Source organism: Bacillus hominis (genome assembly GCF_030348325.1).
Classification (GTDB): Bacteria; Bacillota; Bacilli; order Bacillales; family Bacillaceae_G; genus Bacillus_A; species Bacillus_A hominis.
Genome location: NZ_JAUCFS010000005.1, coordinates 3,034,809 through 3,047,812, shown reverse-complemented (window position 1 = coordinate 3,047,812; position 13,004 = coordinate 3,034,809). Strand labels below are relative to the sequence as shown.

The 13,004-nt window shown below is 36.3% G+C and carries 13 protein-coding genes and 1 pseudogene; 13 read left to right on the top strand and 1 reads right to left on the bottom strand.

Going from position 1 to position 13,004, the window contains the following annotated elements; genetic code table 11:
- The first annotated feature begins 493 nt into the window (after positions 1-493).
- The 7 genes and pseudogenes from hcp (at position 494) to QUF93_RS18275 (ending at position 7,559) form a co-directional block, all read left to right on the top strand.
- Positions 494-1,780, top strand: coding sequence for a hydroxylamine reductase (hcp, locus tag QUF93_RS18305; protein ID WP_289375776.1), 1,287 nt, complete (start codon positions 494-496; stop codon positions 1,778-1,780).
- 868 nt (positions 1,781-2,648) lie between these two features.
- Positions 2,649-2,969, top strand: a complete 321-nt coding sequence (locus tag QUF93_RS18300; protein ID WP_000429483.1) for a PadR family transcriptional regulator — start codon at positions 2,649-2,651, stop codon at positions 2,967-2,969.
- Positions 2,970-3,045: 76 nt separating this feature from the next.
- Positions 3,046-3,387: a DUF1048 domain-containing protein gene (locus QUF93_RS18295; protein ID WP_002121077.1), complete on the top strand. Its 342-nt coding sequence runs from the start codon at positions 3,046-3,048 to the stop codon at positions 3,385-3,387.
- A gap of 171 nt (positions 3,388-3,558) precedes the next feature.
- On the top strand, positions 3,559-4,320 hold the full coding sequence (locus tag QUF93_RS18290) for an ABC transporter ATP-binding protein (RefSeq protein WP_289359741.1): 762 nt from the start codon (positions 3,559-3,561) through the stop codon (positions 4,318-4,320).
- Entirely contained in the window at positions 4,321-5,070 is a 750-nt protein-coding gene (locus QUF93_RS18285; RefSeq protein ID WP_002014105.1) for an ABC transporter permease, read from the top strand. It begins immediately after the preceding gene.
- 864 nt (positions 5,071-5,934) lie between these two features.
- A pseudogene (locus tag QUF93_RS18280) lies at positions 5,935-6,092 on the top strand (L-serine ammonia-lyase, iron-sulfur-dependent, subunit alpha); the annotation flags it as partial.
- Positions 6,093-6,239: 147 nt separating this feature from the next.
- Positions 6,240-7,559 (top strand): aromatic amino acid transport family protein, encoded by a 1,320-nt coding sequence (locus QUF93_RS18275; RefSeq protein ID WP_289359740.1) that lies wholly within the window; start codon positions 6,240-6,242, stop codon positions 7,557-7,559.
- A gap of 295 nt (positions 7,560-7,854) precedes the next feature.
- Here the strand turns inward: QUF93_RS18275 and QUF93_RS18270 are convergent, their stop codons facing one another.
- A complete protein-coding gene (locus tag QUF93_RS18270; RefSeq protein WP_289359739.1) occupies positions 7,855-8,817 on the bottom strand; it encodes a helix-turn-helix transcriptional regulator in 963 nt (320 codons plus the stop codon).
- A gap of 110 nt (positions 8,818-8,927) precedes the next feature.
- On the opposite strand from QUF93_RS18270, the gene QUF93_RS18265 reads away from it, so the two are divergent.
- The 6 genes from QUF93_RS18265 (at position 8,928) to QUF93_RS18235 (ending at position 12,927) form a co-directional block, all read left to right on the top strand.
- Complete coding sequence (locus tag QUF93_RS18265; protein ID WP_289359738.1) at positions 8,928-9,407, top strand: GyrI-like domain-containing protein; 480 nt, start codon at positions 8,928-8,930, stop codon at positions 9,405-9,407.
- Between the two features lie 22 nt (positions 9,408-9,429).
- Positions 9,430-9,903: a DUF8821 family protein gene (locus tag QUF93_RS18260; RefSeq protein WP_491624813.1), complete on the top strand. Its 474-nt coding sequence runs from the start codon at positions 9,430-9,432 to the stop codon at positions 9,901-9,903.
- A gap of 169 nt (positions 9,904-10,072) precedes the next feature.
- Positions 10,073-10,330 (top strand): DUF3963 domain-containing protein, encoded by a 258-nt coding sequence (locus QUF93_RS18255; protein ID WP_289359736.1) that lies wholly within the window; start codon positions 10,073-10,075, stop codon positions 10,328-10,330.
- Between the two features lie 143 nt (positions 10,331-10,473).
- The gene (locus tag QUF93_RS18245; RefSeq protein WP_289359735.1) at positions 10,474-10,749 is read left to right on the top strand and encodes a hypothetical protein; all 276 of its coding nucleotides are present in this window, start codon (positions 10,474-10,476) and stop codon (positions 10,747-10,749) included.
- Between the two features lie 173 nt (positions 10,750-10,922).
- Positions 10,923-11,645 (top strand): RNA polymerase sigma factor SigI, encoded by a 723-nt coding sequence (sigI, locus tag QUF93_RS18240; RefSeq protein WP_289359734.1) that lies wholly within the window; start codon positions 10,923-10,925, stop codon positions 11,643-11,645.
- On the top strand, positions 11,638-12,927 hold the full coding sequence (locus QUF93_RS18235; protein WP_289359733.1) for an anti-sigma-I factor RsgI family protein: 1,290 nt from the start codon (positions 11,638-11,640) through the stop codon (positions 12,925-12,927). Before sigI ends, QUF93_RS18235 begins: the two co-directional genes overlap by 8 nt.
- Positions 12,928-13,004 lie beyond the last annotated feature (77 nt).

The window sequence follows — 13,004 nt, the reverse complement described above, 5'->3', positions numbered from 1 at the left end:
ATATATCATAAATTAATTTAAACAATGTTAAGGTAGTGTAAATGTATTGTAAATAAAGAGACTTCCCATAATAACCTTAAAACATTCTCAACTAATAAAATACGCTATTCTTTCTATTGGATTATAGGAAAGAATAGCGTATTTATATGTAAAATTCTGTATTTAATGAATCGCAATTATTTACTCAAGAGATTCGAAGCTCTTTATCGCCAAATATATTAAGAAATCTTAGTTTTGTACAATGAGCTAGTAAAAGATTCATTTTTATTTATATATTGCTAGATATTCTTTAAAGTAATTATTTAGTTTTTTGGAAGCATCAACAGAAGTGTACATGCTTATGTATGAATTTTATGGTGTCAATAAAAAAATTATGTCAACAAGATGAACTGTCACAAACTTTTATATATTATTGTGATTGATATCACACCCCTTTTTCTCAATGGGTATTATGCTTAGTTTGTAAGGAATGATTGGGAGAGGGTGGGATGATATGTTTTGTTATCAATGTGAACAAACGCCAACAGGCGGATGTAAAGTGATGGGTGTTTGTGGTAAGAATGAAACCATTGCAAGTTTACAAGATACGATTGTATTTGGATTAAAAGGAATTGCTGCTTATCGTACACATGCCGCTCAGCTAGGGTATACAGATGCATTTGTAGATGCTACAACGCAAGAAGCGTTATATATGACATTAACAAATTCTAACTTTAATGAACAAGAACATATTGATATGGCTATGAAGGTAGGGAAATCAGCTTTACGAGTGATGGAGTTGTTGGATGAGGCACATACGAATCACTTTGGTGTTCCAGAGCCTGTTCAAATTACACAAAATCATGTAGAAGGTAAGGCAATTGTAGTTACTGGTCATAATCTATTTGCATTAGAGGAATTATTAAAGCAAACAGAAGGAAAAGAAATTAATATTTACACGCACTCTGAAATGCTACCAGCACATGGTTATCCAAAGCTGAAAAAATATAAACATTTAAAAGGAAACATAGGTAAGGCATGGTATGATCAACGACGTCTATTTGAAAAATTTACTGGTGCCATATTAGCTACAACGAACTGTGTTATGCCAATTAAAGGATCATACTCTGATCGCTTCTTTTCATATGATATTGCCGGTCTAGAAGGTGTACGGAAAATTGAAAACGATGATTTTGCACCACTGATTCAAAAAGCGCTAGAACTTCCCGAAGTACATATGGAGTCGGATGAACAATTAGTAACAGGATTTCATCATAATACAGTATTATCATTAGCCCCAGAAATTATTGAGGCAGTAAAGGAAGGGAAAATAAAGCGTTTCTTCGTCATCGCAGGTTGTGATGCACCAGGAAAAGGCGGGGAATACTATCGTGAATTAGCAACGTCACTTCCGCCAGAAACGGTTATTTTAACAACCTCTTGTGGGAAATTCCGCTTTAATGATGTGAATTATGGTGTTGTACCTGGTACGGAGATTCCGCGTTACATTGACTTAGGCCAATGTAATAATTCAATTTCTACAGTGAAAATAGCGGCCGCTTTAGCAGATGCTTTTCAATGTGAAGTAAATGAATTGCCGGTTAGTATTGTCCTATCATGGTTTGAACAAAAAGCGGTTGCCATTTTACTTGGTCTATTTAGTCTTGGGATTCAAGATATTCGCATTGGTCCAAAGGCCCCTGAATTTATTTCACCTGGTGTGCTTGATGTATTACAAGAAACATTTGGTTTAAAACTGATTACAACTGCAGCAGAAGATATGAATATGATGTTATCGTAACAAAAAGGATGTCCTATATGTAGAGTTGGCTTTATCCCGCTATTTGCCGGGAAGTAAAACTCCCACCTCAAAATTCAGGTGGAGCAAAGAAGTGAGGTGGGAGTCGGGCTGCCCGTAAACGCCCGATTGGTTCAACTAATAATCAGTGGGGGATGAACAAAACCCCCCACTGATTAAAGTTTCACTTTATAAAGAATTTGTATGTATTCGCAAACTTATGTATTAGATGCACAGGTGCATTAGTAGAAGAACAAAAAAATGATCCGTCTTCTTAATAGGGAGAGCTAGCCACATTCATTAACTTCGGAATATTATAGCGCCCCAAAACAAAAATGTAGAATTTTTGTTTTGGGGTATTTCCTTTTCTTAGCTGGATAGGTATGTGGTGAGATTTTTTTGAAAGAAAATAGGCAGTATCCAATAGGTAATAGCGGATTTTTTAAAAAATTTAAAAGTCCAGTTGACATTCACCTCTACTCGGTCATACAATGTAGTTGTAATAAGTAATACTGAATAGCGTGGTTTCTTAAAATATATTCAGTAAACAATAGGAAAAAGCGGATTTAAGAAAAAATTTAAAAATCGAGTTGACATTCACCTCTACTCGGTCATACAATGTAGTTGTAATAAGTAATACTGAATAGCGTGGTTTCTTAAAATATATTCAGTAAACAATAGGAAAAAGCGGATTTAAGAAAAAATTTAAAAATCGAGTTGACATTACAACTACTTAGTCATACAATGTAGTTGTAATAAGTAATACTGAATAGTGTGGTTTCTCAAAAGCTATTCAGTAAAAAATTCGCCTTAGTACTCTGTGATACTGAATATAAGTCAGACAGAATAGGGGGTAGAGGAGGATCAGAATATGGAAAATTTAACTGAAATGCTGAAAGGTTCGCTGGAAGGATGTGTACTGGAAATCATCAGCCGCCGTGAAACCTATGGCTATGAGATTACCCGTCACCTGAATGATCTTGGGTTTACCGAAGTTGTGGAAGGAACTGTATATACCATCCTCGTACGATTAGAGAAGAAAAAACTTGTGAATATTGAAAAGAAACCGTCAGATATGGGGCCGCCTCGCAAGTTTTATTCACTTAATGAAGCTGGCCGCCAGGAGCTTGAATTGTTTTGGAAAAAGTGGGATTTTGTATCATCAAAAATTAACGTCTTGAAGTCAAACTAGCTTCATAAGATAAGATATTGCGTCTAACGTTTTTGGGATTTCTTGTTCTGCTTTATAAAAAAGGAGGAAAAATAATATGATGGAAATGTTCAAAAAATTAATTGGTGATAAAAGAGAGTATAAAATGATGATGGCACGGGTTGGGGCTCTGCCAGAGGACTACCAATTTGTGTTTAAGAAAATTCAAAACTACATGTGGAATTTTTCAGCGGGCAACGGGATGGATATGCTACACATACAGTATGAATTAATTGATTTGTTTGAAGCCGGTGCGGCGGAAGGCAGACAAGTGCTTGAAATCACTGGGGAGGACGTGGCATCTTTTGCTGACGAACTAGTGGCAAACGCTAAAACTTATGTTTCCAAGTATCGTGAAGATTTGAATCAAAGTATCATGAAGCAATTGAGAAAAAAATAAACGCAATAGATAATATCGACTGATTAGCTGGTTACAAATGTGAATTGCCACCATCGCTATTCAGTTATATTTTTAACTCGGTACTAAGTAATACAGATTATCAGTGGTACTAAATAGAGAGGTGTAGGGAATTTATCTTCGCAAAACATTTTTTAGAAGGAGGAAAAAAGTATGAACAATGTAGCGATTTCTGTAAAAGGGTTAAAAAAATCATTTAAAGATAAGGAAGTGTTAAAGGGGGTGGATTTTGAGGTGGATCATGGCGAAATTTTTGCACTGCTGGGCTCAAATGGAGCTGGCAAGACGACTACGGTCAATATCCTTTCGACGCTGATGAAGCAAGATGGTGGTGAAGTAGGTATTTGCGGTTTTGATGTTCAGCGTCAACCGGATCATGTTCGTCAAAGCATCAGTCTGACAGGACAGTTCGCAGCTTTAGACGGTATGCTCACGGGAAGAGAAAACTTGATAATGATCGCCAAGTTGCGTGGAGTTCCCAATCCCGCTCAAGTTGCTGATAATTTGCTTGCAAGATTTAGCCTGACAGATGCAGCCAACCAGAGGGCAGATCAGTATTCGGGCGGGATGAAGCGCCGGCTAGATATCGCCATGAGCTTGATCGGGACGCCAGCAGTCATTTTTCTCGATGAACCGACGACAGGGCTTGACCCCGAAGCGCGGCTTGAAGTGTGGGATACCGTCAAGGAACTTGCTGGCGGTGGTACAACAATCTTGTTGACAACTCAGTACTTGGAGGAAGCAGAACAACTGGCGGACCGTATCGCTATCTTGCATGGAGGAAAAATTATCACGACTGGTACCCTTACTGAACTAAAAGAAATGTTCCCACCAGCAAAAGTGGAGTATATCGAGAAGCAGCCGACGTTGGAAGAAATTTTCCTTGCGATCATCGGCAAAAAGGAGGAGATGTAAATGAAAAGCAAAACAGGGGTATTATTAGGGCGTTTAATGCGCAACATCATGCGCAGTCCGGATACGATTATTACGGTAGCGATTACACCGATTATGATGATGCTGTTGTTTGTCTACGTATTTGGCGGCGCCATAAAGACAGGAACGGATAACTACGTCAATTATTTATTGCCGGGAATCTTGCTGATGGCTATCGCATCCGGTGTCGCTTACACATCCGTGCGGTTGTTTACGGATGTAAAGAGTGGGCTGATGGCACGTTTCATTACTATGCCCATCAAGCGTTCGTCGGTATTATGGGCTCACGTATTAACATCACTTGTTGCTAATGTGCTTACTATCGTGGTGGTTATCCTTGTGGCGCTTTTAATGGGCTTCCGTTCCAGCGCTAATATTCTGGATTGGCTCGCGGTAGCTGGAATACTCGGGATGTTTACGCTGGCGCTGACATGGTTGGCTATCATTCCTGGGTTGACAGCGAAGTCTATGGAAGGGGCGACAGCCTACTCGTACCCGCTAATTTTTCTGCCCTTTATTAGTTCGGCCTTTGTTCCTACCGAAACTATGCCAAAAATTGTTCGAGCGTTCGCTGAGAACCAGCCTGTGACTTCAATTGTGAATGCGATTCGTGCCCTCTTATATGAAGGGACTGTTGGTAACGATATTTGGATTGCACTCGCTTGGTGTGTGGGCATTATGGTTATCGCTTATTTCTTCGCCGGTAAAGCATTTAAACGTCAGTTAGGGTAAGTGCACCATCGGTTCGGTGCCCTATGGTAACTAAATCTTCTGAAATAAAATATATGTTTGGAAAAGTGGATTTAAATCACATTAATCTTAGTTATTGCTATAATTGTTAGTATTCTTACTGGTTATGCAGTTGGTACGTAAGTAGGCTCAGGCATTGAGAAAAATCAGCCTGAGAGAGTTAAAGGGGAAGAGATAATATTTTGCCCTCAATTCTAATTGCCATATAATAAATGCAATTTTTATACATGAAAAGCCCACCTATTTCCGTAGGTGGGCTATATCTTTATTACACAATAGGAAAGTATACTCTCTTTTTCTAAATATGCAATTATGCATATTTAGAAAAAATTACACTTAATAAATATTACATATAGTAAATGGAAACTTGTGGTGTTATTCTTTTAACAGGCGTAACGTGTCAAACATAATAGAAGGTGTGATGGTACTAAGTGAGAGAAGTTCCTTTTTTCTGAAAAATGAATATCTATTCGGTATTGGTTATAATTATTCGGTCGGATGATTTTATGTTTTCTTAATTTATTCCTTTATATCTACAATGATTATTTATTATAACAGTTTCCACGTCTAAAATAAGATGTTTCAGCAAAGGGGGATATAACTATCTTTATAATGAGTTCCCAATATAATCAACGTGTTAGCAAAAAGGGTATCTGTATTATTTCCTCCTTTTTGCTAACTAATACAGATTCAAAAAATAGACACAATTGCTATATACCAATTGTAATTTATTATCTATTCATAATTCTGTTTATTCTGTCTTTCTAAAAATAAAAAAATATTAGACTCGTAAATATAAACGTTATAATGAGGGCGTCGAGAGGTAACCGATTACCTACGGAGAAAATATCAAACATTTTAAAATTGGACAGACTGAAACGATTAATTGCAGAAAGGTGTGTGACCAGAAGGGGAATTTCTTCAAAATAGTTTAGTAGCAGCGGACATCGTATTAGCTGGTGTAAACAATATCATCAATGCTGACGAAGTATAGGGTTGGAGGATAAATGCCTCGCACATTAAGAGAGACAGCTTTAGGTGGAATCGTTTACAATATGGCGCATCTAGTAAGCGATTCATTTTTTAAGAATGGTCTATATTCTTAAGCCTAAAAAGAGACGTAAGAATAGGATACAAGGGGGATTTATTATATGAATGGGAATACTGCAAAAAAAATAGAATTTCAAGCTGAAAATACTGCAGTGAAAAATGAGAAATATCTAGATCCTAAAAAGTGGCATAAACAAGATACTACCTGGGCATTGAGCCTTTTTGGAACAGCAATTGGAGCAGGAGTACTCTTTTTACCTATTAATGCAGGTTCAGGTGGTTTATTATCATTACTGTTAATTACGATACTTGCATTTCCTGTTATGTATTACTCACATAGGGCGCTTGCTAAAATGATATACGCTTCTAATTCTGCTGATGAGGGGATTACAGGTACAATAAGAGAGTATTTTGGGAATAATGCAAGTATCATTTTTAACATAGTATATTTCAGCTCAATTTACACAATCGTACTAATGTATTCGGTTGCGCTTACAAATACTGCAAGTAGTTTTATCGTGCATCAATTGCACATGCCGGAGCCTCCAAGGGCCATTTTATCTCTTGTATTAGTGCTCGGCCTTATAGCTATACTAAATTTTGGTCAAGATATTACTGTAAAGGTCATGAGTATGCTAGTGTATCCTTTCATAGCTTCTCTACTTTTTATCGCAATATCTTTAATTCCACAGTGGAATACGTCAATGCTTAGCTTTTCAAATGTTTCAACTGCTTCAACAGGAACAGGATATTTTGGAACGATATTGATGATACTACCAATCATCGTATTCTCATTTAATCATTCACCTATGATTTCATCATTTGTTGTGAAACAGAGGGCTACGTATGGAATAGAAGCTACTGATGCTAAATGTGCTCAAATACAAAAAGTTTGTTATATTATGACATTCGTTGTTGTTATGTTCTTTGTTTGGAGTAGCACGCTAAGTTTGACTCCAGAGGATCTAAAAATGGCGAAAGAACAGAACTTATCAATCCTTTCATATCTTGCTAATGAGCTTAATTCGCCTGTAATCACAATTGCAGCTCCTATCATTGCTTTTGTGGCTATAACAAAGTCGTTCCTTGGCCATTATATAGGAGCATATGAGGTAATGCGTGACGTGATTATTAAGTTCGGTAAAACACGCGGAAAAGATATCGAAGAAAAAACAGTTAAGACAATGGTTCTTACTTTTGTCGTATTAACATGTTGGTATGTTGCTTATGCAAATCCAAGTATTCTTGGAATCATTGATGCCCTTAGCGGTCCGTTAGTTGCTGCTATCTTATGTCTATTACCAATGTATGCGATTCGTAAAATACCAGTACTAGCTAAATACAGAGGGAAAATGAGCAATGTTTTTGTCATTATTATAGGTATACTTACTGTTTTAGCAAGTATTAAGTCATTATTTTAATTCACTATTGTTGGTTTTATTTCAAAAATAGTGGGATATGAAAAAAGAACGAAAGAGATTATGGATAAGATAAATCCACATTTGAATTTTAAACAAGCAATTTTATGAGTGTTAAAATCTAATATAAAAAGACATGAACAAAGATTAGTTCATGTCTTTTTTTGTGTTGGCGTTATTCCTAGAAGAGCGTTTAGGGCAGCGGTAGTAAATAAAATGTTTTCTCTATTTGCTTGAAAATAGGGGTAACTGGCACCTAGTCAAACTCAATGTTATTTTGGGTTTAACTGGTCATTGCTTATGGGCAGTATAAACATAATCTCTCTTTTAAACCTTCTAACAATTCTTCAGGCACTTCCCTAATTTTGATATCCTTACCTAGGAAAAGTAGCCAATTTGTTATTTCTGTTAATTCATCGAGATTGTTAACATTGATAAAAGTCTTTAGAATGGCTGTGGATTGGTAAGGATTTGTATAGGAAATAGAAATTTTTAAAGGATGGTATTTTTTGAACTGGGCAATCGCTTTTGGACCAAGTTCAAGTACAAGGTTGATTGCTGTGTCCTTCTTACTTAGTTTTTCTAAAATCTTTTTCTTACTTAATCTCTTTTTCGTCGTATAGGGTTCGACATTGATGAGATGATCGACAAGAAACATCTTCTTTTTTTCTTCTTTTATGTCAAAGCCTTCAATTATCCAATGGCTTTTCTCTTGATAAAGGTGTAGTAGATAAATTGGATAAGACTTGATTTCCTCTTCTTCTTTTACGGTAATCAATAAATGGCTATCCAAAAGAAGGATTTGGATGAGTTTTTCTAACATAGGATGGGGGAGGTCAGAAAGCTCAAGTAGGTCAGGATTATGAGGATTAGTCCCTTCAAAAAGCAAGATTTGATTTAAAAGAACAAGGTCATCTTGTTGGATTTCTGAGATGAGTCCTAGTAGTTTTTCGGCTAAAGACTGACGACTTTTTAGATAGGGAAGTTGTTGATTTCTTGTGGCCATAAAGGCAATAAAAAGAGCTTTGACCTCATTATCAGTAAAGCGCACAACGGGCAGGATAGAGTTATGCATGACAAAATAGCCCCCATCTCTTCCAACTTCAGCGACAAGTGGCATCCCCATTGCTTCAATTTCTCTAATGTCTCTAATAGCTGTCGATCGTGAGATGTTAAATTCTCGTATGATTTCAGAAATTGTAAAGTGGGAGCGGTTGTTAATATACCGCATGATGGTATTAATCCGTTCAACTTTTTTCATTTTGGTCTCCTAAACAGTATCATTTTTTGACATGATTTAAAGATATTATAAACTCATCAGATGAAAAGATAAATCATTTGATTAATTTAAAAAAGAGGAAGGTTTTGAATATGAAAAATTATACTTTAGAAGAAAAAGATAGCTTTATCGTGTTAGGTATTGGAACTGAACTTAAGAGCGAATACACAGATTTTGCTGGAATAAATAAAGAAAAAGAAGACTTTTGGGAGGCCGTTAAACAAGATGGAAGGCTTGACACTTTAAAGGATTTAGCCACAAATGATTACATTTTTTCCGTGAGCGAAGCAGTGAATAACAAGATGATGTATTATGCTGGTGTTATGACAGAGGCACAAATACAAGAAGAATCCAGAGTTATCCAGTTTCCTACGGGGGAATACTTGGTAGTTAAAGGGGAAGGTAAGACGGCTGAGGAGATGAGTAATAAGCTTACTGGCATTGCCTTTGGTCAAGTTTTACCAGAAGCAAAGGATTTTGCCTATGTTGGTGGGCCAAATACAACGGTTGAGATGGGGCAGCGAAACGGCTTAGTTTTTGGTGAAATGTGGATTCCGGTTGTTAGGAAGTAAAGAGATTACAGGAGGGATGGAGTTGTCCTATATCGTTGATTTTAAAAATGTAACTACATCTGGCTTGGAGTCTTCACTTGTAGCAGAAGCGCTTGCTGGTTTACGTGCCCATGAAGCCCGTTACTTTATGAACAAATACAAGCATGAATTTACGGTTGTACCAGTTAGTGAAAGCGAGGATACTCTTGATTATGTGAACCGCATTTTGAAAGAAGAACGTGATATTGAGTTTGCGGCCAAACCTTTAGAAACATCGTGTTTTCAAGTGGAAAATATTAAATTTGCCTATGTCTTTTATGAGGATGGTCTTGCAGTCAACGTCATGTATACATTGGATAACCCGAAGAAGCGGGCTGTTGGATTTAAGCTTTCAGAGGGAATGGAGATACCAAAGGAGTTAGAAGAGAAGTTTAAGTTTGCTAGGCAGAAGTCTAAATTAGCTGGAACAATTCGAGGCTCGTTTTTTGTAATAAAAGGAGAATATAGTGTAAGTTGAAGAATCATTCATTTGTTATATTGAGTTATTTTTTTAAAAGGCGCTATTAAGGCTAACAATCTTGGATGGGTAGCCTTTTTTACATAAGTAAATAATATTTACAGTCTGCTACACACTACGTTCTTATAAAATGAAAAAAAGGGAAATTACTGTAAGGGGGTGTGGTGAGGTGAGAAAAAAAAGGCTACTTGAGTTATTCTTAGTAACTTTTGCTTTACTATTCCTTCAGGTAAGCACATTTACCAATGAAAAATTGAACGATAAATTTGGTAACTTTACCTTCTTTGTTGTATTTCTCATGTTTTATATCAACGTTGCATTTGTAGAACGGTATTTTGATGATATACAAAAGTGGATTCGAAATATCATATTTCTTCTTGCCCTGTTAGTAGTAGCTTTAATATCACTATGGATAGGTTACTTTTAAATCCTTACTTCCGAGAACGGGAATTATGTCAAAAGTAAAGCTGGTCTACTGTACGTTTTTAGTGGATGGGTGGCCGATAAAATCTTGTATCATGCTTGTAGTAGAAGCAACAAAAAAAAGGATAACAACAATTAAGGGCTGACATGATTCAACTTAGTTATAAAAGATTAATAAAAATATTAAAAGAAAACCATCAATTTGAAGAATCTTTTTTCAAATTGATGGTTTTTATTTTTTTGACCCCCATAAAATTGTTTATTTCTTCGAATATGTATAGTGAAAGAAAGCAAATGAAAGAAAAAGCTAAAATTACCAAAAATATAGAGAAGAGTTATTCAAAGATTGCAGATAAAATAGAAAAAGAGCAAGAAGAACAAGTGATATTGCAAAAGAAAACAATAAAGCGGTACAAAATATAGACTTCACTCTAGCGCGAGTAGAAGAAATAGGTATTTGAAAAGTCGCTCGTGAAAAATATGAACAACAACAAGAAGACAAGCCCCAAAAAAAGTACTAAGAAAATGTGGTTAAATGGTCACTTGTTTAGTGACCATTTTGCTATTTGAAGCAGAAGGAGGCAGGGAGATTACTAGTGTTGAGTTTAGTAATGAAAATCTTAAAAAAAACGAAAATAGAAGATATCGTATTTAACATACAAAACAACGGTGGAGATAAGGAAGCTTTTATCGTACAGTATCAGCCGTTTATTAGAAAATCAATCTCGTCTGTCTGTCGTCGATATATTACAGAACAGGATGATGAATATAGCATTGGATTGTTTGCGTTTAACGAAGCAATTGAACAGTATTCATATAAAAAAGGAAAATCTTTTCTAGCGTTTGCTGATCTTCTTATAAAAAGAGATGTAATTGACTATATACGCAAAGAGTCTAAGCATAATCTTGTCTTTTTAAAAGAAGATAAGCAAGAGGAAATGTTAGAAATGCAAGTATCGCTTACGGAGTATATGAAAGAGATGGAAAATAGTAACCGTAAGGAAGAAATACTTCATTTTCAAAGTGTGCTAGCTGAGTTTAAAATCACATTTTCAGAGCTTGCTAAGGAATCTCCTAAGCATCGTGATACGCGTGAACACTTAGTAGGAATTGTAAAGATTATTATAAAAGACGAGGAAATGATGGAGAAGTTGTTCCGAAAGAAAAAGTTACCGCTTAAACATATTGAACCGCGTGTTAGGGTAAGCCGTAAAACGTTGGAGCGACATAGAAAATACATTATTGCGATGTGTATTATTTTTGCAAATAACTATACATATATTCTTGATTACATAAGAGGGGGGAAGAATGATGAATAAAGGAATTGTGATGGATATAAAAAAACATAACGTAGTTGTTTTAACACCAAATGGAGAGTTTATTACGTGTAAAAGAAAAGGGAATTCTTACATGGTTGGGGAGGAAATCTCGTTTAATGAAGAAGAACAAAGGTCGCCGCGTTTTGCAATGCCTCCTTTCTTAAAGCCTGCATCAATACTGGTTGCTTGTTTTCTATGTGTGTTCTTGTTTTTCTACAACCAACCGGAAGAAAAAGTTTTTGCTTATGTTTCAGTTGATATAAATCCAAGTTTAGAGGCGAGCGTAACGAAGGATCTTCGTGTTATAGATTTGCGAGCTTGTAATGATGATGGAAGGCGTATCTTAAAAGAAATAAAGCAATGGGAAAATAAACATGTGCACGACGTAATACGTACTATTATAAAGCAAAGTCAAGAGGATGAGTATTTAACGAATGATAAGCAAGTTATGCTAACAGCTGTTACAAAGGACAAGACGCTAGAACCACAGTTGGAAAAGGCAATGAAAGAATTAAAGAAAGAGTATGAGACAAAACATGTTTCAGTCGTATATCAAAGCAGTACGATGCAAATGCGGGAGAATGCCATGAAAGCAGGAGTTGGCACAGGTGTTTATATAAAGCGAGAGAATGATAAGCAGAAATCACTTACTCCTCCTGCACCGCCGTCTAATCAAGAGGAGCGCGATGAGGAGATACATTCGCAACAAAAGTCATCTTCTGATATATCATCGGATTCGTCTCCTGTAAAAGAAGAAATACATGATAAGCAGGAGTATATAGAACAAAAGCAATACAAGGAACAGCAACCGAAGCAAATAAAAGAAAATAATGGACATCAGCAAGAGAATAATGGTAGAGGATCTCAGCAAGGAAATAATGGACATCAGCAAGAGAATAATGGTAGAGAGTCTCAAGGAAATAACGGACACCAGCAAGAGAACAATGGTAGAGGATCTCAAGGAAATAACGGACACCAGCAAGAGAACAACGGTAGAGGATCTCAGCAAGGAAATAATGGACACCAGCAAGAGAGTAATGGTAGAGAGTCTCAAGGAAATAATGGACACCAGCAAGAGAACAATGGTAGAGAGTCTCAAGGAAATAACGGACACCAGCAAGAGAACAATGGTAGAGAGTCTCAAGGAAATAATGGACACCAGCAAGAGAACAACGGTAGAGGATCTCAGCAAGGAAATATAAACGAAAATAACGGACCTAAAAATGAGGACAAAAACATTCCTGCCACACAACATCAAGGGAATGAAAAGAAGAATCCATAGAATATTGAAGATGGAGATTCGTTTCATATTAGGACTGATATCATTTTGTACAGCAACCTCACCAAATGGTGAAATTC

Bases quoted from the DNA above. Each gene is read 5' to 3' on its own strand.
- QUF93_RS18300 (WP_000429483.1), top strand. From the start codon at position 2,649: ATGGAAAATTTAACTGAAATGCTGAAAGGTTCGCTGGAAGGATGTGTA.
- hcp (WP_289375776.1), top strand. From the start codon at position 494: ATGTTTTGTTATCAATGTGAACAAACGCCAACAGGCGGATGTAAAGTG.
- QUF93_RS18295 (WP_002121077.1), top strand. From the start codon at position 3,046: ATGATGGAAATGTTCAAAAAATTAATTGGTGATAAAAGAGAGTATAAA.
- QUF93_RS18235 (WP_289359733.1), top strand. From the start codon at position 11,638: ATGAATAAAGGAATTGTGATGGATATAAAAAAACATAACGTAGTTGTT.
- QUF93_RS18270 (WP_289359739.1), bottom strand. From the start codon at position 8,817: ATGAAAAAAGTTGAACGGATTAATACCATCATGCGGTATATTAACAAC.
- QUF93_RS18275 (WP_289359740.1), top strand. From the start codon at position 6,240: ATGAATGGGAATACTGCAAAAAAAATAGAATTTCAAGCTGAAAATACT.
- QUF93_RS18285 (WP_002014105.1), top strand. From the start codon at position 4,321: ATGAAAAGCAAAACAGGGGTATTATTAGGGCGTTTAATGCGCAACATC.
- QUF93_RS18290 (WP_289359741.1), top strand. From the start codon at position 3,559: ATGAACAATGTAGCGATTTCTGTAAAAGGGTTAAAAAAATCATTTAAA.
- QUF93_RS18245 (WP_289359735.1), top strand. From the start codon at position 10,474: ATGATTCAACTTAGTTATAAAAGATTAATAAAAATATTAAAAGAAAAC.
- QUF93_RS18265 (WP_289359738.1), top strand. From the start codon at position 8,928: ATGAAAAATTATACTTTAGAAGAAAAAGATAGCTTTATCGTGTTAGGT.